Annotated in this window: 22 protein-coding genes and 1 pseudogene; 8 read left to right on the top strand and 15 right to left on the bottom strand. The window is 43.5% G+C overall.

Annotated elements, in window-relative coordinates; all coding sequences use genetic code 11:
* Nucleotides 1–64: 64 nt before the first annotated feature.
* From selD to nspC, 4 genes are all read right to left on the bottom strand, one after another.
* Nucleotides 65–1084 (bottom strand): selenide, water dikinase SelD, encoded by a 1020-nt coding sequence (gene selD, locus QZ367_RS10350; protein ID WP_291940391.1) that lies wholly within the window; start codon nucleotides 1082–1084, stop codon nucleotides 65–67.
* The gene (gene yedF, locus QZ367_RS10345; RefSeq protein ID WP_291940389.1) at nucleotides 1084–1680 is read right to left on the bottom strand and encodes a sulfurtransferase-like selenium metabolism protein YedF; all 597 of its coding nucleotides are present in this window, start codon (nucleotides 1678–1680) and stop codon (nucleotides 1084–1086) included. Before yedF ends, selD begins: the two co-directional genes overlap by 1 nt.
* Before the next feature lie 85 nt (nucleotides 1681–1765).
* Nucleotides 1766–2725: a formate dehydrogenase subunit gamma gene (locus QZ367_RS10340; protein WP_291940387.1), complete on the bottom strand. Its 960-nt coding sequence runs from the start codon at nucleotides 2723–2725 to the stop codon at nucleotides 1766–1768.
* A 95-nt stretch (nucleotides 2726–2820) separates the two neighbouring features.
* Nucleotides 2821–3975, bottom strand: a complete 1155-nt coding sequence (gene nspC / locus QZ367_RS10335; protein WP_291940385.1) for a carboxynorspermidine decarboxylase — start codon at nucleotides 3973–3975, stop codon at nucleotides 2821–2823.
* An 87-nt stretch (nucleotides 3976–4062) separates the two neighbouring features.
* Here nspC and QZ367_RS10330 point away from each other — a divergent pair, with 87 nt between their 5' ends.
* The 3 genes from QZ367_RS10330 to QZ367_RS10320 all read left to right on the top strand — a co-directional run bounded on the left by QZ367_RS10330 (nucleotide 4063) and on the right by QZ367_RS10320 (nucleotide 6186).
* On the top strand, nucleotides 4063–4284 hold the full coding sequence (locus tag QZ367_RS10330; protein ID WP_291940383.1) for a MoaD/ThiS family protein: 222 nt from the start codon (nucleotides 4063–4065) through the stop codon (nucleotides 4282–4284).
* A gap of 15 nt (nucleotides 4285–4299) precedes the next feature.
* Nucleotides 4300–4809: a molybdenum cofactor biosynthesis protein MoaE gene (locus tag QZ367_RS10325; protein ID WP_291940381.1), complete on the top strand. Its 510-nt coding sequence runs from the start codon at nucleotides 4300–4302 to the stop codon at nucleotides 4807–4809.
* 87 nt (nucleotides 4810–4896) lie between these two features.
* Nucleotides 4897–6186 carry a hypothetical protein gene (locus QZ367_RS10320; RefSeq protein ID WP_291940379.1) on the top strand — a complete coding sequence of 430 codons (1290 nt, stop codon included), beginning with the start codon at nucleotides 4897–4899 and terminating at the stop codon, nucleotides 6184–6186.
* Between the two features lie 12 nt (nucleotides 6187–6198).
* Here the strand turns inward: QZ367_RS10320 and QZ367_RS10315 are convergent, their stop codons facing one another.
* The 9 genes and pseudogenes from QZ367_RS10315 to QZ367_RS10275 all read right to left on the bottom strand — a co-directional run bounded on the left by QZ367_RS10315 (nucleotide 6199) and on the right by QZ367_RS10275 (nucleotide 17478).
* Nucleotides 6199–7113 (bottom strand): aldo/keto reductase, encoded by a 915-nt coding sequence (locus QZ367_RS10315; RefSeq protein ID WP_291940378.1) that lies wholly within the window; start codon nucleotides 7111–7113, stop codon nucleotides 6199–6201.
* On the bottom strand, nucleotides 7103–7837 hold the full coding sequence (locus QZ367_RS10310) for a glycosyltransferase (RefSeq protein ID WP_291940376.1): 735 nt from the start codon (nucleotides 7835–7837) through the stop codon (nucleotides 7103–7105). The genes QZ367_RS10315 and QZ367_RS10310 overlap by 11 nt, the downstream gene beginning before the upstream one ends.
* 8 nt (nucleotides 7838–7845) lie before the next feature.
* A complete protein-coding gene (locus QZ367_RS10305) occupies nucleotides 7846–8991 on the bottom strand; it encodes an FAD-dependent oxidoreductase (protein ID WP_291940374.1) in 1146 nt (381 codons plus the stop codon).
* A gap of 19 nt (nucleotides 8992–9010) precedes the next feature.
* Entirely contained in the window at nucleotides 9011–9964 is a 954-nt protein-coding gene (locus QZ367_RS10300; RefSeq protein WP_291940372.1) for a hypothetical protein, read from the bottom strand.
* Between the two features lie 127 nt (nucleotides 9965–10091).
* Nucleotides 10092–11894, bottom strand: a complete 1803-nt coding sequence (locus tag QZ367_RS10295) for a hypothetical protein (protein ID WP_291940370.1) — start codon at nucleotides 11892–11894, stop codon at nucleotides 10092–10094.
* A gap of 155 nt (nucleotides 11895–12049) precedes the next feature.
* Nucleotides 12050–12685, bottom strand: a complete 636-nt coding sequence (locus QZ367_RS10290) for a protein-L-isoaspartate(D-aspartate) O-methyltransferase (protein WP_291940369.1) — start codon at nucleotides 12683–12685, stop codon at nucleotides 12050–12052.
* 279 nt (nucleotides 12686–12964) lie between these two features.
* Entirely contained in the window at nucleotides 12965–13987 is a 1023-nt protein-coding gene (locus tag QZ367_RS10285) for a ribonucleotide-diphosphate reductase subunit beta (RefSeq protein ID WP_177387058.1), read from the bottom strand.
* 438 nt (nucleotides 13988–14425) lie between these two features.
* Nucleotides 14426–15148, bottom strand: a complete 723-nt coding sequence (locus QZ367_RS10280; protein ID WP_291940365.1) for an anaerobic ribonucleoside-triphosphate reductase activating protein — start codon at nucleotides 15146–15148, stop codon at nucleotides 14426–14428.
* Nucleotides 15149–15165: 17 nt separating this feature from the next.
* Nucleotides 15166–17478: pseudogene (locus QZ367_RS10275) on the bottom strand (ribonucleoside triphosphate reductase).
* A gap of 171 nt (nucleotides 17479–17649) precedes the next feature.
* On the opposite strand from QZ367_RS10275, the gene QZ367_RS10270 reads away from it, so the two are divergent.
* The 5 genes from QZ367_RS10270 (at nucleotide 17650) to QZ367_RS10250 (ending at nucleotide 21702) form a co-directional block, all read left to right on the top strand.
* Entirely contained in the window at nucleotides 17650–18282 is a 633-nt protein-coding gene (locus tag QZ367_RS10270; RefSeq protein WP_291940364.1) for a hypothetical protein, read from the top strand.
* Between the two features lie 51 nt (nucleotides 18283–18333).
* Complete coding sequence (rpsU, locus tag QZ367_RS10265) at nucleotides 18334–18546, top strand: 30S ribosomal protein S21 (protein WP_005869392.1); 213 nt, start codon at nucleotides 18334–18336, stop codon at nucleotides 18544–18546.
* Nucleotides 18547–18816: 270 nt separating this feature from the next.
* Nucleotides 18817–19410, top strand: a complete 594-nt coding sequence (locus tag QZ367_RS10260) for a hypothetical protein (RefSeq protein WP_291940361.1) — start codon at nucleotides 18817–18819, stop codon at nucleotides 19408–19410.
* Between the two features lie 76 nt (nucleotides 19411–19486).
* A complete protein-coding gene (locus QZ367_RS10255) occupies nucleotides 19487–20476 on the top strand; it encodes a glycosyl hydrolase (RefSeq protein WP_291940359.1) in 990 nt (329 codons plus the stop codon).
* Between the two features lie 68 nt (nucleotides 20477–20544).
* Nucleotides 20545–21702 (top strand): hypothetical protein, encoded by a 1158-nt coding sequence (locus QZ367_RS10250; RefSeq protein ID WP_291940357.1) that lies wholly within the window; start codon nucleotides 20545–20547, stop codon nucleotides 21700–21702.
* Between the two features lie 579 nt (nucleotides 21703–22281).
* Here the strand turns inward: QZ367_RS10250 and QZ367_RS10245 are convergent.
* Both QZ367_RS10245 and QZ367_RS10240 read right to left on the bottom strand, forming a co-directional pair.
* The gene (locus QZ367_RS10245) at nucleotides 22282–22662 is read right to left on the bottom strand and encodes a CrcB family protein (protein WP_291940354.1); all 381 of its coding nucleotides are present in this window, start codon (nucleotides 22660–22662) and stop codon (nucleotides 22282–22284) included.
* Between the two features lie 383 nt (nucleotides 22663–23045).
* Nucleotides 23046–23777 carry a sulfite exporter TauE/SafE family protein gene (locus tag QZ367_RS10240; RefSeq protein ID WP_291940352.1) on the bottom strand — a complete coding sequence of 244 codons (732 nt, stop codon included), beginning with the start codon at nucleotides 23775–23777 and terminating at the stop codon, nucleotides 23046–23048.
* Nucleotides 23778–23878 lie beyond the last annotated feature (101 nt).

Raw genomic sequence — 23878 nt, 5'->3', positions numbered from 1 at the left:
CGGTGCGAAACAGAATTGTGATTATACAAGAGCGATGCTTAAAGGGGGCTGAATAGAAAAGATTTTAAACTAAATAAATTTTATGTTCGGCATGTGCTACCACTTCGCCGATGATAGCGCTACTAGCGTAGCCTGCGTTTTTTAAATTTACAAGCGCTCGCGCCGCGTCCTTTTCCGCTACGGCAAGCAGAAGTCCGCCGCTGGTTTGCGCGTCGCAAAGCATTATGTCCGGCTCGGAATCGACACCAGGCGCGATAAATTTTAAATTTTTATAGCTTCCGGCGGGGATTAGCCCCTCGTCAAGGCATCTGTTGACGCTTTTTAGAAGCGGAATTTTGCTAGGATAAATTTTAAAACTTACGCTCTCATTGATCATTTCAAGGGCGTGTCCAAGCAACCCGAAGCCCGTCACGTCGGTCGCGGCATGTATTTTTAGACCCGCTAGCGCGCCCACGGCATAAAAATTTAACAAAATCATGCTCTCTATCGCGTCACGAAATTCTTCAAATTTAAGAAATTTCGCCTTAATAGCCGTAGCGATGATGCCCGTACCGAGAGGTTTTGTTAGGATCAGCAGGTCGCCTTCGCGCGCAGTATTATTGCTCCAAAATTTACGCGGATTCACGCGCCCCGTGACGCTAAGCCCGTAATAAATTTCGGGGGTAGAGATGGTGTGGCCGCCCACCAAGACCCCTCCGCACTCTTTGATTTTGTCTTTGCCGCCGCGCAGAATTTCGCGCAGAATTTCGTTTGAGAAATGACAATCGTCAAAACCCACGATGTTTAGGGCGTTTATCACTTCGCCGCCCATCGCAAATACGTCGCTTAGGGAGTTTGCCGCCGCGATCTGTCCGAAGACAAACGGATCGTCCACTAAAGGGGTGATAAAATCGAGCGTCTGCACGAGTGCAAGATCGTCGCTTATGCGAAATACGCTCGCATCTTCGTTGCTGCAGGTTGACGAAAGCAGGTTTACATTGGGCTCGATTAAATTTCCAAGATTTTCGGTTAGACCCGCCGGGTCAAGCTTGGCGGCTCAACCGGCGGCTGCAATAAATTTCGTGAGGTTAAAATCTCTGTAGATCATAGTTTGATTACTTCGTATTTTGATAGGACGTCCATGATTTCGTATGCATTTGAAATCTCGCCGATCGCGAGCTTATCGACTAGTTTGTAGCTCTCCAGACAGCTTCCGCAGCTTAAAATTTCAGCTCCCGCTTCGTTTAGCTTTTTGATCGCCTCAAAGCATTCGTGGCCGCGGTTTGTGGTTATAAGCACCGCATTGTTTACGCAGATGACCTTCACTGGCTTTTCGTCTAAGCTTAGCGCCGCGCCTAAAAATTTAGCAAGCAAGCTCTTTCCGATCAAGCCGCTTCCGCACTGCTCCTCGTTTAGGAATATCACCTTGCCTCTTTTTGGCGCCGTGACGTCACAATAAATATCGTCGATACTTTCATCTTTAAGCTCGTCCGTTTTTACGGTTTTTATAAGCGTGTCGGCGCCCGCTTGTGAAATTTGCGCCTCAAAGCCGTTTTTAGCCAAAAAACGCTTTATGTTTTCGCGCGGCGCTACGTCGTTTACTAAAATTTCTAAATTCTCTCCGATTTTTAGCTCGCCGAGGACTTTTTTAGTACGCAAAAGCGGTTCCGGGCAATTTAAATTGCGACAATCTAGTTGCATATGTAATCCTTAAAAAATAAAATTCTTTGAACCTCAAAGCTAATGCGAGCCGCACGCAAGCAGGCCCGCATAAAATTTACCCAAGTTATAAGCGCGGGTACTTCGCTTCAAATTGCGATTTAGCGATCTGCCCTTTATCGAGCAGCTCGCGATACCAGTAGTGGTGAAGGACGTAAACTTCCTCCTCCGGCTTGTGTCCGTCGATCATCGAGTGGATGGCACCGCTGATCGCAAAGACCGCCATATAGATATGCACAAGCAAAAATACGGCGCAGACCGCGCCCAAAAAATTATGAATAATCGCGCTTGCTCTTAAAATTTCGATCTGACTCATACCTAGCGCACTTCTCATTGCGGGGATATCGTAGTCTAGGAAAAACATTGACGCACCCGTCGCTATCATCACTATACCGCCTAAGGTAGCGACCCAAAACCACGCCTTTTGGCCTGCGTTAAATTTACCCGCAGGGATCGTGCGCTTCTTTTTGCTTAAATAGCCGCCCACGATCATCATCCATTTGATATCGTAAGCTCGCGGTAGCATACGCCAAAACCACAGCAAGAACATCGGCACGACGGAGATTGCAAACGCTATCGTAGCCAGTCCGTGAGCGTTTTTACAAAATCTCACGAAAGCACCGCCGCCGAATTCTTCGCCAAACATCATAATCAAGCCTGTCGGAACCAAGATCGCCCATGCGACGGCCGCTACGAAATGGTATAGTCGCTCAAATTTATTAAATGCGTAGATCGGCTTGCCCGCATGATGATCGAAGTGCTTCGGTCCTATGATCGCGTAGTGCCCAATAAAAGCTATGATTACGCCCAAAACCGCACCCAGCGCCAACCAAGCAAAAAAGCCCGAGCTTTGCAGATGTCCTTGAAATTGCAGAAAAATCGGGCCGAAGCCGTTGCCGTAGCTATCGATGTTTTCGAGCCTTGCATTGCCCCAAACATCACTATTTCCCTGCACGATATCGGCATATTTTTTCTCTTCGGCCTGCGCATAAATACAGGCAAAAAGCGCGAGAAACAATCTTTTCATGGATTTCCTTAGATATAAAATTCAAGCCGATTATATCATTTTTTGCAAAAAATTTTCTTACAAAGCAAAATTACATTTTTGCATTAAGTGCGGCGCTAGTTTCGCCGCGCATACTCGTCGTAGCCGAATTTTTTGATTGCCAAAACCTCTCCGCACTCGTCCGCCAAGACGAGATCGGGCAGCTTGATGCCGTTAAAGGTCGTGTTTTTCACGATCGTGTAGTGGATCTGATCCTCGAAAATCACCCGATCGCCGATGTTTAGCGGCGCGTCAAATTTATACTCGGGCTGTCCGCTCTCAAGCCCTACGACGTCGCCCGCGAGGCAGGTATTTCCGCCGAAGCGATAGCTAAATTTACCGCTCTTGCTCTCGCCGCGCACCGCAGGACGATACGGCATCAGCACGGTATCGGGCATATGAGCTTCAGAAGAAGCGTCTAAGATAGCGATTTTAGCGCCGTTTTCTACGATGTCAAGCACGCTAGCAACTAAATATCCGCACTCCCAGCCGACCGCTTCGCCCGGCTCAAGATAAATTTCAAGCCCGTATTTTTCGCGAAATTTTTTGATCAGATCTATTAGCAGCTCCACATCGTAGCCTGCGCGCGTGATGTGATGGCCGCCGCCGAAATTTAGCCACTTTAGGGCTCTAAAATACTTGCTAAATTTCGCCTCGAAAACCTCAAGCACCCGCCCTAGGCTCTGTGCGCTCTCTTCGCACAGCGCGTGAAAATGCAGCCCCGAGATGCCGCGCAAAAACTCGCCGTCTTGCAAAATCGCCCGCTGCAGCGCTTCAAGCCTCATCCCGAGCCTGCTAAAGCTGCCGCACGGATTGTAAGCGTCTTTGGGCGCGAAGGAAGTTTGCGGATTTAGCCGTAGTCCACACGATGCTCCCGCAGAGAGCGCCTTTGCGCGGTATTTTTGCCACTGCGCGGCGCTATTGAACACGACATGGTTTGAAATTTTTAAAATTTCATCCAAATCATCCTCTTTAAACGCGGGCGAGTATGTGTGGATTTCGCCGTTTTTGATAAATTCCGCGGCAAATTTCGCCTCATGCAGACCGCTGCAAGTCGCACCCCAGAGGTATCTGTCAATGTAAGGCATCGCGAAGCTAAACGCAAAGCCTTTTAGTGCGCATAGAATTTTTGCGCCGCTTCGCTCGCCTACGCCGCGTAAAATTTCTAAATTTTTTACCAGTTTTTGCTCCTCGCACACGTAGGCGGGGGTCGAAATTTCATCGATTTTCATCGTTTTTCCTCATTAAATTTTTACGCAATTATATAAAATTTTATGAATTTTTGGTTAAAATCGCCCAATCTTTAAAAAAGGATAAAAATGGTAGAGATAGAATTTTTAGGGCCGATCGGACGCGAGTCCCTGCACCTAAACGCAAACTCCTTGCAAGAGGTAAAAGCGGAGCTGCAAAAGGACGAAAGTCTGCGGGAGTGGCTTGCAAACTGCGCCGTGGCGGTAAATGATAAGATGATTTATGATGCGAATTTTGCGCTTAAATCCGGCGATCGCGTGAGCCTTCTACCTCCCGTTTGCGGCGGCTAAGCTTAGGAGGCGGCGATGAGCGAGGCTAAATTTAATCCGGAAATTTTAAGTGGGATCGGGCCTGAAATTTATGAGGGTAGCCTGAACGTAGATGCGATTTTATCGCGCTGGTACGCTAAATTTAAGGACGCAAATTGCGGCGCGTTCATTACTTTCGTAGGCATCGTGCGCGACGAGGGCGGCATCTGCGCGCTTAGCTTCGATATATACGAGCCGATTTTGCGAACTTGGTTCGAAGTGTGGCAGCAAAAGGCCGCGACACAGGGCGCATTCGTGCTTTTTGCGCATTCAAACGGGGGCGTGCCTATCCACGAAAGCTCCTACGTCGCAGGCGTCGTAAGCCCGCAGCGCAAGGTCGCTCTGGCGCTAATAAACGAGTTTGTGGAGGATTTCAAGGCGGCCGCGCCGATCTGGAAATACGACGTAAAGGGCGGCAAAATCGAGGGCGGCAAAGTAGTAGGCGGGAAGAGGATCTACGCAGCGGATCGCTCGCAGAAGGTAAAAGGCGCGGGGCTTTTGGGCTAATAGGTCCTATGTGCTTATGTTCTTTTTAATCAATCAAACCAATCATTCATCGAAATTAATTAGCGCGATGAATGAAGGAAATAAGTAATGAATAAATTTACTATCGAACTGGATTTTAATAAAGCAAACGTATGGTTTTACATGATTGTGCTTTTTACTTTTTTAAATGCCTTTTTCAACTTTTTATCAGTATCTTATGCAGAAAGCTATCCGTATACCACTTTTTTATTCACTCCGCAAGATCTACACGCGGACTTAATCAAAGTCGCGCTAAGCTACCTTCAAAATGAAAACATAGATTATCGTCAATGGTCTCAACTTTTTCAAAGCTATTATACAGACAATCCTTACGGATCCTTAGACAAATTGCAGTCGGGAGAACTTACCCATTTCCATCTTCCCCCACTCGCAACTATTATATCACTTATAAACGCAAGAATTATAAAGCATAACGATCCTAATTTATTACTGGCATTATTTTATATAATAACATTTAGTTCAATATATATATTGGCGTTCTTTTTTGGTAAAGATAAGAAAGAGCGACCACTTTTACTTATAGTGGTTTTGTTTAGTTATCCTATGCTTTTTACCCTCACCCGCGGTCATATATATTCGATTGTAACAAATTTTACGACGATATTTTTCCTTTATAATGTTTTTAGAAAAAATTCTATAATTATACCAATAATGCTTATGGCAATAATGTTTAATATGCGCCCCAATGCATTTTTTCTAGGCTTATTGTTTTTTATATACGGATTTAAAAAAGGCTTGATAGGAATTATATTTTCAGGCTTAGTTGCTATTTTATTATTTGGCACTTTTTTAAATTTTGCAAATTATTTATATTCCGACTATACTTTTGAAAATTTTAAGAAAGGGATTAAAATTTATTATAAATTATCCGTTTTAGGGAATCAAGATATAAACTTTAATAACTCTCTACTTGGGATATTTAAAATTCTAAAATTTAACAATATAGAAGTTATTAATAAAATAATTTTTATCTCTTTAAGTTTTATTGGTATTTTATCTATATATCTATTTATTAAACGCAGAATCACCAGCTTTGACTTTATATTTTTAATTTCTTCGCTATATGTTCTTATATCATCAATCTTTGCAACGTATTATATGACAATATTTTTTATATTTCTGCTTCTTTCATTACGATTTGATATAAAGTCAAAATTCTTTATGCCGATAATTATTGCAAGCGTCTTTTTATTAGTACCAAAAAATTACATCTTTAAACTGGGGGCTTCATTGGAGGTTTTGATGAATCCTCTTTTACTGTTTAGCATAATTATTTTTATAATTTGTAAGTCAATTGTATCAGCTAAAAATGCTACTAAGGAAATAATCAAAATTTAAGATACCATTTTTTTATGCTTTTATAGTATCTTGTAGTTCTTTTAAAAATTTTACAAGACTATCCCTATCGCCCAATCCCAACGACTTTAAAGTATTAAAAGTTTTAAGGGTTGAATTCAATTGTTCTAAATTTCTTGGACCTATAATTATCCCATCATATGCAAGATTCGTATAAATAAAAGACATATTAATATCATTTATGCTTATAAGTCCGATGTCAGATAAAATATTATCAGTATTTAAAGCATCAAAAAAAGCTTCTTTCAACTTCATAGGATATTTTATTTTTCTAATTCTTGCCGATATACTATCGTTATATAAAATTTTCAACCCACCTATATTGATTCCATAAGCATAGTAGGTTGCATTCGAAAAAAATTTTTGATATTTTATCCTCGCTTCGTTCGTTAGCAAATTTTCCTTGCATTGAATAATCCAACTATCAGCTAATATCGGCATTAATTCATAATAAATCCTAGGATTTTTTATCCCGGATAAACCAATATCAATACCTTGCTTTTTTAATTCGTTTAAAGCAGATATTGTTTCTTTGATTGAAATCCGATTGTCTCTATTGTCCCAATGGATAGCTATACACCCCAATGAATCATTAAAATCTGATAATAATTTATCATAGGTTTTTAAAATATGATCTTTACTCAAATCTACAAAAGAAGTTCCTAGGTTATTGATAGATCCTATTTTGACCAATAGCGAAATAGCATTTTTATTAAGATTACACCATTGCAATAGCCATTTTAAAGCCAAACCAAAATCTTTTATATTTCCATTAATTGGATAGTTAGTAGCGCAATCTATATGATAGTTTCCAGCTTCTACAAATTTGTCTAAAATTAAAAATGCTTCGGATTTAGAAACAGCCCACCCCCATAAAGCAGTCCCTAAAATAAGCTTTTTAGACTTCATTTTGTTTTAATCTTTTTTTTAAATTAAAAATCGCTTTAAGATATTCTATGGATAGTTTAATAATTTTTACTTTAGAGTTTGGATCGTCCGTCCACCTAATAGGTAGATCTAAAATTCTAAATTTCTTGTAGTCGGCAACGACCAAAAGCTCCGTAGAGAAAAACCAGCCATTATTATCCACCCCATTCTCTATTAAAACTTCCAATATATCTCTTTTTAAAAATTTAAACCCGCACATTCCGTCCGTAAAATTTCCACGAAAGCTTAAACTTATAATTTCATTAAAAATTCTACTCGTAAAATTTCTAATGATCGACCTTCCCGTAACGACGGATTCTTTTGCGAGCCTCGTTCCTGCAACCATATCGTATTTATCGCTTAAAAGCGCATCAAACACCTGATGCAAATGCTCAATATCCGTAGACAGATCAAGATCCATGTAACCTATTATACCGGCCTTACTACTTAGCCACGAAGCTTTTAATGCCCTACCGACACCCTTTTCTTCAAGCCTTAAATATCTTATCCTAGGGTCATTTTCTTGAAATTCCTGCGCTATATAGCTTGTTCTATCATTTGAACCATTATCCGATATAACAAGCCCTATTTGTCCATAGTGACCGCAATCCTTATCTAAAAATTCTATTATTTTCAGAATTTGATTTTTTAAAGTCTTTTCTTCGTTTAAAACGGGTATCGTTATTTCTATATCGGGTACAAACATGATCTATCTTAAATATTTGAAAAAATATTCCAAAAATTTCTTTTTTTAACACCCAAAAAATCTTTGGCTTCTTTTATAGTATCGAGTATATCATAAATATTATCTATCTTTCCGCCCATTATATTTGAAAAATTTTTTATCCCGTAGTCCTTGGTAAATAAAATAGGCCTTCCGTCATTCATCTCATTTTTAACCAATACGGTCTTTACTTCAAATATACTATCTTTATAAATCACATCTTCAAGCATCGGAATATATCTTTTTGCATCGTTAATCATATATTTAAAATTTGATCTCTTATGATACGAGTTAAGAACATCATATCCATTATGGTATTCCTCGCGATCAGTCCAGCTACCGTGCGGGGTATATCTTACATGGCTAAATGTATTTAATCCTTTTGAAGGAAACGGCATGATTGAAAAAAATGGACCGTCCATAACGGTAATAGAAAAATTTTTCAACTCATCCGGCATCTCTATAAGAGACATCTCCGTGATTTCATGTTTTAAATTTAACAACGGCAGATTGGAATGTTGCAAAATAGTATTCAGCCCCGAATAAGTGCAATTAAATACAAATTTTGCACAGATGCTTTCATCTTCTTTTAAATTCACGCTTATATATCCATCGTTTCCATTTTCAATACCATAAACGGTAGTATTTAGTCTCAGCTCGCATTTTGTTTCAATATATTTTTCTTGTATAATTTCTTTTAAAATTTTTGCGTCAAATGCAAATTCTTTCACTCTAAAGACATCCTCTATAAGCCTATCGTCAAACATCGCCTTGATACTGCCGGGGGCTACTTTTATTGGAGCCCCTATCTTTTTATACATTTCATAAAACTGTTTAGAATTTACTTTGGAGCCGATTCTTGCAATTGCGTAATATTTATCAAAGTCATCTTTAATAGCTTTCGCAAAATCTCTTATAAATTTAGGGAAATTCGCCATTGATCTTAAGGCTGTTACCAAGCTTCTTGGATAATGGTATCCCATATGAACTCTTGCTTGATTTACATAGCTAGCCCTCTTTAATATATCGTCTTCTTGTTCTATTACGACGACATCATCAAAATATTCTTTCAAAAACATCCCTAGCGTTGAACCGAAGAAGCCTCCGCCTATGACGATACAATCATATTTTTTCATATGCTTCAAAATCCCTATTTTACTCTTTATCTACATTTTTTTTAGACGAAAATAACGTCAAACTACTTTTTTCATCTGAAATTTCATATAATGGAGTATTTTTTTGATTTTGAATTATTATCCTTATATGTTCTCCCAAAATAGCCAATACCAAAAAAAGTATAAAGAAAGTAAAAGAAGTATACAAATTTGAAGAAGTCCATCCGCTTGCTACATTTTTATTTAAGATATAGCTTATCAATACATACAAAATATAAAATAAATTTAAAGTAGATGCAAATAACGATAATATGGTTGCTGTTCTAATTAATCTATTTGAATAATTTACTATAATATCTATAGTAAAATTTACATTTTGTAAAAATGTTCTTTTATAGTTTTCTTTACCGATAGGCATATATAAATAATCGCATTTTGAAAAGCCGTTGTTTAATTTAATCAGTCTCAGAAATTTTACTTTATCTTCATTTTTTGTTATATGATTTATAACCTTTTTATTTATAACAAAAAAATCGCTATGCATACTATTCAATTTTACGCCGGTAAATATAGATACTATTTTATAAAACAATTTGGACATCATTGACTCAAAAATAGTTTGCACTTTCCGCTCGCGCCTACCCATGGTTATATCAAATGTCTCTGCCTTGTCAAGAATACCAATTATATCTTTTATATCCTCATGCTCTAAATCAGCAATGCAGCAAAAATCTCCTATGCAATTTTCTATCAAAATCGTATGTGCTATTTCGATGTCTACGATATTTGATAATTTAATAATTCGCGTATTGGTTATGCTCTTTATTAGATCATCGCATCGTTTTTTACATTCTACATCAATAGCAAAATCTAATATTAAAATTTCAAAATAATTATAACTGCTCTCCATGAGATCATGAAGCTCTATTATCTTTCTTGCATCGGACTCATCATAAAAAACGATACCTATTGATATGAAATTATCTTTTTTCATACAAAATTCCTTTTATCAGAATACTTTGATAATCTAATATGCACGCAAAATATAAATAGTCGTAAAAATAAATTACGCATAATTATTTCTTGTTCAAATCCTAGTACATTGCAAATTTTAAAATACTCTAAAATTTAAAAATATCTTTAATCTCTGCGAGCCCTTTGGATATTGCAAAATCAGTAGATCCGTTTGCATAACCACACCTAAAAATCGGCTCAAGCACTTCGGCGAAAAAGCCGTTTAGCCCCTCCTGCATGATCTGTGCGTTGTTTTGGTAGCGAGCTAGCCCCATAAATACGCCGTGTCCGATCGTGCCGAGGCCGCTTGCCTCATCGGTGATAAACTTATTCAGCGCCTTGCAAACCGCAACGACCGCGCTTGCATTTACGATCTCGCGATCTCTTAAATAATCCTCAAGCGCACCGTAATCGCACTCGCATCTGATCCATCTAAACGCCTTTGCAATCGACGGCGAAACGCATTTATGTTCACTTAGAGTGCATAGGACGTATAAATTTTTAGGCACCGCAAAATATGAGCGGCCGTCCTTTAAAAGGACGCTGGCGCGCGCTTTCTCACCCTCTTCAAAGCCGTCGATTACGTGGGAGTTTTTCGTGCGGATAAGCGAAAGCTCGTCTTCCTCGTCGTAGCGGCGATCCAAAAGTACCGCCGCCTCGCCAAAAATTTTATCCAAGCTCGCGGCACTTGCATTGTCGATCAAAAAATAATACTCGCCCTTCGGATCGTTTAGCGCCTCTTTGCACAGCGCCTTAAACTCGCCGCTAATGAAGTTTTCGCCATAAAATCCGTCGATGAAGTCGCGGTATTCAAAGCCTTCGTGCAGGCAAACGTAGCGGAAATTTTTCGTCGCAAGTTTCTTTTCGGTGATCAAAGATCGCAGCCTGCGGGTTTTGCCGGTACCGATCGCGCCGTAAAATATCGTATTTTTCGCGACCTCTTCGCTCTTGTAATTTTTGACGTATTCGAAAAACAGCGACGAATACACGATCCTAGCCGCGCCCACGACGTCCTGCGGATACGGGGTAAATTCTGCGATAAATCGCGAGCTTACTTCGTAAAATTCTTCAAAAATTTCAACCTTTTCGTCGTAGAGCAAGGATAGAATTTGCGCGGTTTCATCGCGATAAACGAGCGTCGGAAACTCGTCGTTACACTGCGCAAATATACTAGCTAGCAGATAGAGCTTCTCGCGCGAAATTTGCGCAAAATCGCCGTCCTCGGCAAGCCCTAAATTTAGCATCCCGTCGTCGCTTAGGTAGCTGTCGATCAGATAGAAATTATCGGCATTTATCGCAGATTTTAAAAATTCCATCAGCACGAAGGGCTGATTATGTAGCGCGACGTCGAAAAAATCGATCGCCAAAGCGCTATCCACCGCCGTAAGAAGTCTGTAAAGCTCGTCGTAAAAATTGACTAGCTTTTGTTTGAAAATATCGCGAGCGGTGCGCTCCTGCGAATAGCTATTGAAATTTTTGACGATATTTTCGATAAAAACATAAAGCGAGACGATATTTTTATCCTCGCCGCTAAGCACGCTATCTACGCTTTTTACGGCATTTTTAGGAAACAACTCCTTTTTGCCGACGATGCGGTCTTTGAAAGCGAAATCGTAATAAAACGCGCTGATATTGGAATCAAAAAACTGATCCATAAAGAAATACTCGGCGTGCGCGAACTTCTCGCCCAAAGATAAAATTTTGCAGCTTCTAAGATTGCCGTCGCTGAGATTTATATATAAAGTTTGCAAAAACTCGCTCTCGGTCTCATCAAAGCTCGCCAAGCAGCGCTTTATCTCGCCTAAATACTTTGAGATCGCGGTTTGTTTTTTGAGCCAGAATTGGTTTTTGTTGTGATTTTTCCAGCTGACGACCAGCGACTCTATCTTTTCCTTGCTAAAATCTTGCATGACTCATCCTTGTAAGATTAAAATTGCGTATTGTACTTAAATTTAAATAAATAATTAATAAAACTCTGATCTCAGGGCGAAGCGCGACAGCAAAATTTTATTAAATTTACGCGCCCGCGGCGGTAGGAAATTTTAAAATTTACTGCGCGCTAGATCTATCCGCGACCCTGCACCAACGGGACGAATTCGCAGGCGCCGAGTTCCTCTTCCTTGATCTCGCTCGGCGAAATTTTATTAAATCTAACGATCTTTTGCGAGCCGTCCCTATTCATCGGAGCGACCAAAATTCCGCCGATTGCCAGCTGCGCAAACAGCCGCTCGTCGATCCGCTCGGCGCACGCGGAGAGCAAGATCCTATCGAAAGGGGCGAAATTTTTCCACCCGGCATTGCCGTCGTCGTGGCGCAGGCTGATGTTTGAAATCCCGAGATTTGCAAAGTGCCTTTTCGCCTCGCCCACCAGCCGCTCGACGCGCTCGACGGCAAAAACGCGGTGAACCATCCTGCTTAAAATCGCCGCTTGATAGCCGCTACCGCAGCCGATCTCTAAAATTTTCTCGACCTTCGGATCGACGCTTAGCGCCATCGTCATGCGCGCGACCGTCAGCGGCGAGCTAATCCACTGGCTGGCCAAAATGGGCTGTGCGTTAAGGCTGAAAGCGTGCGCGCCGAGCGGGGCAAACTCGCTTCTAGCGACGCTACAAAACGCCTCAAAAAGCGCAGGATTTAAGCTAACCTGCTCGGCGATGTCGTTCGCCATCTTTTCGCAGCGAAGCCGCTCTAGCGAGACCATAACGCGCTCCCGCCCGACCAGGCGTTAAATTTAAAGCCGCGAAAGCTTTCGCCCCGTCTAAATTCCAAGCCGCTAAAATTTTTAAAAATGCCCGAAAGTTCACTCCGCGCCAAAAGAGCATAAGCTGCGTTTTTTAGATACATAGCGCGGCTAAATTTTAAAAATTTTGCAGGTAATACGCCTTCTGCGCTTATCGCGCATCCAAACCACGCCGGACAAGTATCTGCAAAGTATTCGTGCCGCGATGCGGCAGAGCAAAATTTCAAACCGCAAAATCCGCTAAAAATCATCGAAACTCAAGCTTCCTTTGCTGTAGTTCGTGACCTTGCTCTCGAAAAAGTTGCTCTTTTGATCGTTAAATTTAGAAAAATCATCGACCCATTTTATCGGATGTTTCGCGCCGTATCGTTTCTCAAGCCCGATGGCGAGCAGGCGCTGATCGACTAGGTAGTGGATGTATTCTTCGATGATATCGTCCGTAAAGCCCATTATTTGGTTATCCGTGATGTATTTGCCCCAATCGATCTCTAAGTTTCCCGCCGTCTCGAACATCTCGTAAATTTTATCCACGTTGCGCTTATTAAACAGATCGGCGCGCTCCTTGCGGACGGAATTTATCATGTTTTGAAAGAGCAGCAGATGCGTGATCTCGTCGCGCTGTATGAAGCGGATCATCTGCGCGCTGCCTAGCATCTTGCCCGCGCGAGCAAGCGCATAGATCGAGGTAAAGCCGCTGTAGAAGTAGATCCCCTCTAAAATTTGATTCGCCACCATCGCTAGCAGCAGTTTATCGTCGCTAACCTCGCCCGCAAGCTCCTCATAGACGCTCGAGATGTAGTCGTTTTTCCTGCGAAGCATATCGTCGTGCTTCTCCATCTCGTAAATCAGATCGGTATTTTCACAGATCGCCTCGACCATGACGGCGTAGGATTTGCTGTGGTTGGCCTCCTCGTAGGCTTGGCGAGCAAGCACGGCGTTGATCTCCGGAGCCGTGATGTAGGGGTTGATATTATCGGCGAGATTGTTGGTCTGAAAGCTATCCATCGATATCAGCTGGCTCCACACGAGATCGTACATCCGCTTCTCGGCGCTTGTGAGATTGAAGTTATAATCGCGCACGTCGTCGGTGGTATCGACCTCTTTAGGAAACCAGGTGTTGGCCTCCATCAGATCCCAAAGCTTCAGCGCCCATTGATATTTCGCCTTGGTAAAATTTAAAATTCCCTGCGGATTGCCGCCGAAGACCTTGCGATCGGTAAGCGTCTCGTCGGAGAAGGGGTTGTAGATTTTTTTTCTATCCATTTTTTGCCTTTTTAAAAATTTAGGGCGTATTGTAACGAAAAAAATCTTATTGAAGGCTTTGCGGGCAAAATTTAAAGGCGTGAAATTTCACCCGTAAAATTTGCGCGGAATTTTATAAAACGCGCACAGCTCGGCAGGAGCACATGGCGGAATTCCGTAGCCAGCCGAGTGAGGCGAAATTTTATGCTAGCTGAACGGTCGAAATTTCGAGATGGAATTTTACGGCAAAGCTTTATGATAAAATTTTATGACGGAGCTTTGAAAAGAAATTTTAAAGGTGGAACTACGGTGCGATTTCGTTTATTTGCTTCGTGCTAATGCCTGCGGCAAACGGCGAGACGAATTTTATCGCAGCTCAATATACGCCAAACAATGCGCGGCGCGCTAAATAAAATTTCATCGCATTCATCGCAGCAAGACGCACGCGACAGCGCAAATTTAATCAAAATTTCGAAGCTCTATCTTTAGATCGGTGCGGATTTTGCTCGGATCGAAGCTCGCAAGCGGCGCATCTAAATGGCCGAAATTATCGCCGGTAGGCAGGAAGTTTTGCAGATAATAAACGCCGCGGTAGCCCTCGCTGTATAGAATTTGCGCCATCTGCTCGATCTTTGCTTCGTTTAAAAAATCGGCATGCACGGTCGTGCGCACCTCAAATTTAAAATTTTGCCGCAGCAAAAGCCTAAGAGTTTGCAGAAATTTATCGTATAAGCTTGACTTCGTGATGAGCTCAAAATCCTGCCGCGGCGCCTTAAAATCAAGCGCTATATAATCGATCAGCCCTAGGCTTAGCGCCTCTTCGATCTTTTGCGGATTCGAGCCGTTGGTATCAACCTTGAGCAAAAAGCCGCGCTGCTTAACTTCGTGCGCCAGCGGGATAAAATCGCTCGCACAGGTGCATTCGCCGCCGCTAAATACGATGCCCTGAAGCTTGCCCGCGCGCGCATCCAAAAAGCGCAGAAACTCTTCGTTTGAAATTTTACCCCGTGAAGTAACGATTTGTGGGTTGTAGCAGTAATTGCAGCGCATATTGCAGCCGCAAAACCACGCAATCGCGGCGATGTGATCAGGAAAATCAAGCATCGTAAACGGCGTGATCTCGTAAATCTGCGCGTTACGCAGGTTTAAGGCTTGCGGCGGCTTCGTATGCGTTTGTTGCATTTGGCCGGTAGCGGCGACTAGGCGATCTGCTTTTTGTCTTTTTTCTCTTCAAAAAAGACGCGCTCTTTGTGTTCGCCCTTCTTTCCGATATTAAAGCTCTCTACTGGGCGTAAATAGCCCATTACTCTCGTGTAAACGACGCATTTTGTGCGTTTTGCTTCTAACTCTTTTGGAAATTCCATTCTCCATCCTTTCATTAAGATTAAAATTTAAATCGCTATTTAGGCGCCCTTGCTCTGCTTGGCTTTGTATTCCGCCAGCAGCTCCTCGTCGCATTTCGGGCAGTATTCATGCTCACCGCTGATGTAGCCGTGCTTATGGCAGACGCTAAAAATCGGCGTGATCGTGATATAAGGAAGCTTGTAGTTTTGTACTACGCTCTTTACGAGCTGCTTACACGCCTGAGCCGAGCTGATGCGCTCCTTCATATACAGATGCAGCACCGTGCCGCCGGTGTAGGAGCTTTGCAGCTCATCTTGCATCGCCAGCGCTTCGAACGGATCGCTTCCGAAATTTGCCGGAAGCTGCGTCGAATTGGTGTAGTATATATTTTTATCAAATCCCGCTTGAATGATATCTGCGTAGCGCTTCTTATCCTCTTTGGCAAAGCGATACGTAGTTCCCTCGGCAGGCGTGGCTTCGAGATTGTACAGGTTGCCCGTCTGCTCCTGAAACGAGCGGATCTTCTCGCGCAGATACTCAACCATTTTAAGGGCAAATTTACGCCCGAATTCCGTCGTAATATCCTCTTTATTTCCACTAAAATTTCGGATCATCTCGTTTGCGCCGTTGATACCGATGGTGCTGAAATGGTTGTTAAAGCCCGGCAGATAGCGCTTCGTATATGGATACAAGCCGCGCTCGAACATCTCGGTTACAAATTTTCGCTTCTTTTCAAGCGTCGATTTTGCAAGCTCTAAAAGCTCATCCAGCCTCGCATACAGCGCCTCTTCGTTATTTTTATACAGATAGCCTAGGCGGGCTAAATTTATCGTTACGACGCCGATGCTTCCCGTCATCTCCGCGCTTCCGAAAAGTCCTCCGCCGCGCTTAAGAAGCTCTCGCAGATCGAGCTGCAAGCGGCAGCACATCGAGCGTACGGCGCCCGGCTTATACGCCTTTGGATTGGGTACGCGCTCGCCTTTTTCGTTCGTGATATATTGCGAGCCGATGAAATTTTGAAAATAGCTCGAGCCTACCTTGGCGGTGTTTTCAAATACCGCATCGGCCGCAGGCGTATCCCAATCAAACTCCTCCGTTAAATTTACCGTAGGAATCGGGAAGGTAAAGGGCTGGCCGCACTTATCGCCCGTCGTTAAAACCTCGTAAAACGCGATCACGATGCGGTTCATCTCAGGCTCGAAATCGCCGTAAGTCATCGCCTCAAGCGAGCCCTTGCCGCGCCTTTTAGCCTCGGCCAAAAGCTCCTCGTCGCGTAAATTTTTAAATAGATGTTCGTTGTTGTGCGTAGGGATCTGCGTTTTTAGATCATCAGGGCAGGTCATATCGATGGTGACGTTGGTAAACGGGCTCTGGCCCCAGCGCGCCGGGACGTTTAGGTTAAACACGAAGCTCGTGATCGCCTTTTTGACCTCATCGTCGCTTAATTTATCGCGGAAAACGTATGGCGCCAGATAGGTATCAAAGCTACTAAACGCCTGTGCGCCCGCCCACTCGCTCTGTAAAATTCCAAGGAAATTCGCCATCTGATACAGCGCTTCGCGGAAATGCTTCGGCGCCTTGCTCTCGACGCGACCGCGTACGCCGTTAAAGCCCTCGTTTAGAAGCACACGCAAGCTCCAGCCCGCGCAATACGCCGTAAGGCAGTCCAGATCGTGAATATGGTAGTCTCCGTTTCGGTGCGCTGCGCCCTCCTCTCGAGAGTAAATTTTATCTAGCCAGTAGTTTGCGATGACCTTGCCGGCAGTGTTATTGATCAGGCCTGCGTTTGAGTAGCTGGTATTGGAATTTGCTAAAATTCGCCAATCCTGCTTGCTGATGTATTCATTGACCGTCTGGGTGCAGTTGATATAGGTCGTATCCTCCTCAAGCCCCAGGATATGCTCGCGCTGCATCTTATGAGTGTGGCGGTAGATCATAAAGCTTTTCAAAACGTCGAAATCGCCCGCTTCGAAGAGCTTTTTCTCGATAAGATCTTGGATATCTTCGACGCTTAATTTCTCTTTAAAAACGATCGCGCTCATTACATTATCAAAGACTTTTTCGTCAAACTCGCTACCAACGCTTTTGTAGGCTTTTTTGATAGCATCTTTTATTTTGTAGGATTGAAATTCTTGAAAACTTCCGTCTCTTTTAATGATTTTTTTCATAAGCACCCCGAGAATTTTCTGAATAAATTGGCAGAAAGTATATCAAGGAATCTTTAACTCAAAATTAAAGGAACGAGCGGAATATCCGTTACAAATTTTGCTTATAAAAAACGAAATTTAACCAAATCTCGCTATAATCGCAGAGTTTATTTTATAAAATTTGGAAATGCTATGAAAAATTTTAAAATAAGTTTTTTCGTGATTTTACTATGCGCCTTTTTAGCAGGCTGCGCTGCGCTTAAAGGCTCTAAAAGCACGGATAATTCGGCGCTTACCGGAGGCATAGATCACGCAGGATATCCAAACGCATATCTGGAGCGCATTGCAGGCGAAAGCATCGCTGATCTACTCTCAAAGCGTATTGTCGGCAAGAAAGGCGGTAGATTTAGTGTCGTCGGCATCGAGCCACTGGATGGAACGAATGCGCACGGCGTAGATGCAGAATTTTTAAGCAAAAAAATTAGAATTTCGCTGCTGCATTCAGGCAAAGCAGTCGTCACAGACGCCCCAAGTAAAGATGAACTCGTATTTAGCAACGATGGCGTAAGCCATGGCTATCACGCCGTAGAAAGCGGCTCGATCTACGCGCCAGATTACATCTTGGTAGGTAAAATTTTACCGCAAAGCCCTGCTGTGGCAAACGACGGTAAGACGGGATCTAAAAAATCAAAAAGCTTAAATTCTGCAGCCAAAAATTCTACCGCACAAGCAAGCGAGAGCCTACTTTTAGAGCTTTCGATGATAGATACTCGCAACAACAAAAGCGTGTGGAAGTATAAAAAAGCGCTTCAAAAGCAAATTTAAGGAATTTTTCGCTAAACTCATAATTCATTTTTTTGAAAGGCGGTGAGGAAAGTGCCTGGAGTAAAGGTATATCCGAACGAATCATTCGACGAAGCTTACAGACGCTTTAAGAAGCAAACCGATCGTAATTTAGTCGTTACTGAGGTTCGCGCGAGACGATTTTTTGAGCCGATGACGGAAGTCCGCAAAAAGCAAAAAATTTCAGCTCGCAAAAAGATGCTTAAACGTCTTTACACGCTACGTCGCTACGAGTCCCGCTTGTAGCAGTTTGCGCGGATTTGCGGATTTTAAATTTGCAGATCTGCGCTAAATTTTATCTCAAATCTTTTTAAATTTATAGCCCGCTTAAAATTTATCCACCGCGTCAGCGCCGAAATTCCAATCTAAATTTTAAAATTTATCTCTTAAATTTACCCGCCTTTATGCGGCGCCTGCTTTATACAACATATCCGCCTGCGAGCCGTTAAATTTTGAAATTTATTTTTACCTATTCGTTTTTTAGATATACTTTTGCTAAATTTTAAAGGAGCAACCATGGACTTAAACGACTACCTCCACACTCAAGATCAGCAGCCCTCAAACCCTCAAGAAAAAGAAGTAGCACTCATCAAATACACCTTCATCGCAGCCTGCGCCTTAAAAGCTATAGCCGAACTAGTGCTATTGCTATTAGGGATTTACGGCGGATTGGGAGTATTACTAAGCGCAGCGGCATTCGTGCTTTTTATCTTTAGCATTTATAACATCTCCAAGCTTACCGCAAGCCGCAGCCTTTTACGCAACGTAGCCATTGCCTTTGCGGCGATATTTATAGGCGTATTGTTATTTATATTTTTAGCGGGCGGCATCATCGCTCAAATGCTACTTGCATTGGGATTCATCGCATCGTTTCTGTTTTTTTATAGATTTTATCAGGAACTTGCCGATACTAGCGGCGTCGCGATATTTTCATATTGCTTTATCGCGCTTGTACTTGCAGCTATTGCAAATGCATTTTTGGCGCGTTTTTCACTGCCTGCTACGGTGCTGCTCAGCTTAGCAGCACTTGCACTTAATGCTTTTGCTATGTTCAGCGTAGAGGGTTTTTCTCGTTCGTATTATTCTTATGATCTTAGAGGCAAGAGATAAATTTTGATTGCTTGATCGGTTGTGGAAAGACCAGCAGAGAGCTAAATTTTTAAAATTTCAAATCAAGGAACAAGCCGTGGTCTATTTCAAACACATATTTCTCGCGCTATTTTGCGGGGCGCTGTTTTGCGGCGCGCTTTACGGCGAAAATCCAAATAAAATTTCAAAGCAAAATTCTAAATCTGACTTCATCTGGGGCGTTACGATCGACGACGGCTGGTACGAGGACGCGCAAGACGCCTCGGGCGCGAAGCTGCAGAGCATCGTGCGCGCCCTGCAAGCCCTACCCGCAAAACCCACCGTGCGCGTCGTGATGTCAAAAGAAATTAGCTCGCGCGAGTATGAGCCTCTTTTTAGGCGGCTTAGCGAGGTTTCGTACGTGATGGCCTGCCCCGTGGACTCCTACGAGATGAGCTCGTACAAAAGCGTGAAAAGTTACGAAAAGAGGTTCGCGGACGCCTTCGCTGCGCTCGCGCCCTACGTCGCGATCTGGGAGATCGGCAACGAAATAAACGGCGAGGGCTGGCTGGGGGATGATGCGAATTTCATCGCCGCTAAGATGATCGCGGCCTTCGAGCTCATTCACAAAAAAGGCGCCAAGACGGCGCTTACGGCGTATTATACGCCGAGCGGAGCGCAGAAAACGCAGATGCGCGAGTGGCTGCGAAAATTCGTGCCGCAAGATATGAAAGAGGGGCTGGATTATCTTTTCGTAAGCTATTACGAGGACGACAACGAGGGCTTTGAGCCTGATTGGAGCGAAATTTTTACCAATCTGCAAAGCGCCTTCCCCGCTTCAAAGCTCGGCATCGGCGAGTGCGGAAACACGGCGTCGGACGCTACGCAGGCGAGCAGAAAGGCGATGATGAGGCGATATTATACGATGCCGCACTACGCGAAAAACTACGTGGGCGGGTATTTTTGGTGGTATTTCGTGCAAGACTGCGTAAGCGGCGCGGAATCCGGCACTTTAAACGGCAAAAATCGCAGCGCACGCAATAAAGCGAAAACCGCGGACGAGCTACTAAAAAGCCTAAGAGAAGCAATAGGCGAAGCGTACAGATAATGCGCGGAGGATTTCAAATTTAAAGCAAAATTTTACGCTTTTTAGGTGTAATGAGGTAAAATTTAGATATGAAAACTTTTATAAAAATTTTAAAAATTACCGCCTTGGTCGTGAGCGTTGCATGCGTGCTTTTTGTGCTGTATATATTTGTGATTTTAAATTTGCTTTTTTCATCCGATACGCCCGAGGGTTGCGATCCTAGTATGCCCACTAGCGCTTGCGATTATATCAATGAAAAATTTGAAAAAGAGCTACAAAATTTGCCTCCCGTCGCCGCTCTGCCACCCTTAGAAAAAAGACCCGTATTTTGGCTAGGCGAGAAAAAATTCGCAGGAGGTGCGAAGTTTGATTATCTATACATTAAGGACGATTTTGGGGTCTGGCTTAGGTATGAGGACAGCGATAGCGACGACTTTTTGCTACAAAAAGATATGCCAGAGCGCTACTATGGATACGACGAGATCGATCGTTCGCCGGACGAAAGGTGGGTGAGTAGAGAGCTTGGATATTATAGCTACGGCATCTACGATATTTCGCTTTTTAAAAATGAAGCCAAGATATTTTCTCAAACGGCGTATAAGGTCGTGAGGAAATTTATCGGTTTCTTTAATCTACACTCTATGAGAGGTACCTCCTTTGCAGCTCCGCAAGGCACCGAGGAAAATTTAAACGCTATAAGCGAGCTTCAAACTCCGCTTGCGGATTTTCCGCAAAAACCGAACTACTCTGCGCTTGGTTGGGCTGATAAACCAGAAGCCAAAGGCTATGTCGGAGATGAAATAGCTAAAAAGCTCGCTCGCAATGTCTTTGAGATAGAGGGCGAGGGCTGGCGACAGACCATCCGTATAAACAGTCGCGCTAAAGACATAAAGGTAATCTGCGGAGATGAAATTTGCCTCGCGCTTGCCTTTGATGAGAGCAAAATCAATAGCTGCGATAACGGCGCTGCATCCACGAAAATTTATACGCTAAATTTAAAGCAAAAATTTAATAATTTTCATACGCTTACTAGTAGGAATTTTAACTACGTCAAGCTCGGCGATAAGTATACTTTAGACGATGTGGAATCCTTTAAAATAGTTTTATCAAGATTCAGATATATCGAGGGGTATAACAAAGGTCGCGAGATCACGGACTACGAGGTTATCTTGCGAAATAGCGAGGGCGAGCAGGTCAATGAAATCTGCAGAAACGAAATTAAGAGGGCTCGCAGTCGCTTGCGATAAATCTAAGATAGCGCTGCAGGATTTGGCATATAAGATCGTGATTTCGGCGCGCTTTAATTTAGCTTTTAAAATTTATGCGAGAATTTTAAAATTCTAAGCTTCAAGCTTTAAAATTTGCCCGCGGAGCTTTTAAAATTTATCGCGCGACTTAGGTTTATTTTATCCGCGCCAAGACAGCGAAATTTTTAGGGCGTCGCGATAACTAGGCGCAAGATAGCAAAATTTCACAAAGCTGCGGCAAACAAGATACGCAGAGAATGCACGCAAATTTCAAATTTATCTGGATTTTTTTGCCCACTCGCCAGACGCCTAGCACAATTATTTAGCCACAATTCCTCTTGCTCGCTTTACTTTCCGCTCGTCTTACGATTTGCTCGTCTTGATGGCTATTGCACTTTGCCGAAGCTACTGCGCGCCCTTTCGCAAAACTGCACGGCATATCGTATTGTGCCCATCGCTCGCAGATTTTGCAGCACATGCGCGCGATAAAATTCCGTAGCGCAGGTATTTTAAATAAAATTTTGATCTAAAAGCGCAAACATAGAGGCGATTTAAATTTAAAGCTCACGTGCTCCACGGCTAGCCTGTAAGCGCTCTGCCAGCGAGCAGCCCAGCATAGCAAAACAACATACAAACGCATACGCTTAAGACCGCGTTTAGCACACCGATAGCAAATTCTCGCGCCAGCAATAGTTGCAGCGTATCGTAGCTGAACGTAGAAAATGTCGTAAAGCCGCCCAGCGCGCCTGCGATAAAAAATACCCGCAGGCTCTGCGTTAAATTTAGTGCGAGCAAAAACCCTATCAGCAGGCTTCCCAGCGCATTCACGCAAAAAGTAGCGATCGGAAACGCGCTCCAAAACCCGGCGCGATCCATTGCGCGCGCGATCGCTCCGCTTAAGCCTACTCGCGCCATCGCGCCTACACAGCCGCCTAGCCCCGCTAAAATCAAGTTCGTCAATCCAAGTCCTTTTAAAATTTGTAAATTTTATTTCGCCATCTAGCCTCCATAGGACGAAAGATGTGCGACCTCGCTATTTTAACGCGGCACGTTAAAATTCTCTTTTAAAATTTGCTCGCGCTTTTTGAAATTTCGTTTTAAAATTTACTCGCGCGACGAAACGCGACGTTTTACGCGCCGCCGCAAGATGGAGACCAAACGCGCGCAGTGTAAGAGGACGGCAAGGCAAAAACTACGAGACGCAAAAGGGCGGCGTAGCAAACAGCGCACATAGAACCGCTCTGACGTGCCCGTAGCAGGCACCTAAACTGCGCTTGTAGGGGAACGACGGCAAGGCAAAACATAGCGCAGTAAAATCGTCCGCAGTGCTACTACAGCAGACGCTACTGCAGCACCTTTTTTAGCGCCAGCGCAAATAGCACGACGTAGAGGACGAGCAGCCATTTTTTCTGCGTTTCGCGCTTTGCACGGCGAGCCTGAGAGGTACCGAAATACACGCCCAAAAGCCCGCCCACAGCTAGCAGCGCGCCGCGTTCGTAATCTACATGGCCGTTATACAAAAGGCTTAAAAGCGCGCTAAATGAGCCGAAAACGATGAAAAACAGCCCCATACAGACCGCTCTTTTGATATCGACGCCCAAAAATCCGACCAAAATCGGCGTCAAAAATACCGCTCCGCCCACGCCCATGCTAAGCGCGATCGCACCGATAGCAAAGCCGATGAAAAACAGCGCCGCGCCGTGGGGATCGGCGTTGCCGCCGCTTGTTACGTTCGTGCTAAAGAGTTTAAGAAATGAGATCGCAAGCGTCAGCAAAAGACCGATCTCAAGCACGATTTCTGGCGAGTATTTTACGATGAAGCCCGATATGCTCGCGCCGCACAGCCCTCCGAGCCCCACCGCGATGCCGCTATCTAGGCGAAGCTTGCCCGCGCGGTAGTTCAGATATGAGCCAAAAAGCGAGATGATGAACATCTGCATCACCGAGATGCCCGCGGCGGTCTTGACGTCGTAGCCTAGAGCCATCATCACGGGCATTACGACCGTGCCGCCACCGATACCGAAAAAGCCCGATATGAAGCCCACGACAATGCCGATAAAGGGGAGTTCTAGCATTTTTGATCCTTAAAATTTGAAGCGAAGTTTATAGCTTTAAAATTTAAAGCTTGCTAAATTTGCGGAATTTTGGATTTGGAAGCGGGAAATTTACGGGATTT

This window comes from Campylobacter sp. (genome assembly GCF_019423325.1).
Lineage (GTDB): Bacteria > Campylobacterota > Campylobacteria > Campylobacterales > Campylobacteraceae > Campylobacter_B.
Note: the sequence above shows the minus strand (reverse complement) of the source record. Positions and strands in the feature narration are given on the sequence as shown.

Bases quoted from the DNA above. Each gene is read 5' to 3' on its own strand.
- nspC (WP_291940385.1), bottom strand. From the start codon at position 3,975: ATGAAAATCGATGAAATTTCGACCCCCGCCTACGTGTGCGAGGAGCAA.
- QZ367_RS10315 (WP_291940378.1), bottom strand. From the start codon at position 7,113: ATGAAGTCTAAAAAGCTTATTTTAGGGACTGCTTTATGGGGGTGGGCT.
- QZ367_RS10285 (WP_177387058.1), bottom strand. From the start codon at position 13,987: ATGGATAGAAAAAAAATCTACAACCCCTTCTCCGACGAGACGCTTACC.
- QZ367_RS10310 (WP_291940376.1), bottom strand. From the start codon at position 7,837: ATGTTTGTACCCGATATAGAAATAACGATACCCGTTTTAAACGAAGAA.
- QZ367_RS10300 (WP_291940372.1), bottom strand. From the start codon at position 9,964: ATGAAAAAAGATAATTTCATATCAATAGGTATCGTTTTTTATGATGAG.
- QZ367_RS10250 (WP_291940357.1), top strand. From the start codon at position 20,545: ATGAAAACTTTTATAAAAATTTTAAAAATTACCGCCTTGGTCGTGAGC.
- QZ367_RS10320 (WP_291940379.1), top strand. From the start codon at position 4,897: ATGAATAAATTTACTATCGAACTGGATTTTAATAAAGCAAACGTATGG.
- QZ367_RS10325 (WP_291940381.1), top strand. From the start codon at position 4,300: ATGAGCGAGGCTAAATTTAATCCGGAAATTTTAAGTGGGATCGGGCCT.
- QZ367_RS10240 (WP_291940352.1), bottom strand. From the start codon at position 23,777: ATGCTAGAACTCCCCTTTATCGGCATTGTCGTGGGCTTCATATCGGGC.
- QZ367_RS10290 (WP_291940369.1), bottom strand. From the start codon at position 12,685: ATGGTCTCGCTAGAGCGGCTTCGCTGCGAAAAGATGGCGAACGACATC.
- QZ367_RS10295 (WP_291940370.1), bottom strand. From the start codon at position 11,894: ATGCAAGATTTTAGCAAGGAAAAGATAGAGTCGCTGGTCGTCAGCTGG.
- QZ367_RS10330 (WP_291940383.1), top strand. From the start codon at position 4,063: ATGGTAGAGATAGAATTTTTAGGGCCGATCGGACGCGAGTCCCTGCAC.
- QZ367_RS10270 (WP_291940364.1), top strand. From the start codon at position 17,650: ATGAAAAATTTTAAAATAAGTTTTTTCGTGATTTTACTATGCGCCTTT.
- QZ367_RS10305 (WP_291940374.1), bottom strand. From the start codon at position 8,991: ATGAAAAAATATGATTGTATCGTCATAGGCGGAGGCTTCTTCGGTTCA.
- QZ367_RS10280 (WP_291940365.1), bottom strand. From the start codon at position 15,148: ATGCAACAAACGCATACGAAGCCGCCGCAAGCCTTAAACCTGCGTAAC.
- yedF (WP_291940389.1), bottom strand. From the start codon at position 1,680: ATGCAACTAGATTGTCGCAATTTAAATTGCCCGGAACCGCTTTTGCGT.
- QZ367_RS10340 (WP_291940387.1), bottom strand. From the start codon at position 2,725: ATGAAAAGATTGTTTCTCGCGCTTTTTGCCTGTATTTATGCGCAGGCC.
- QZ367_RS10260 (WP_291940361.1), top strand. From the start codon at position 18,817: ATGGACTTAAACGACTACCTCCACACTCAAGATCAGCAGCCCTCAAAC.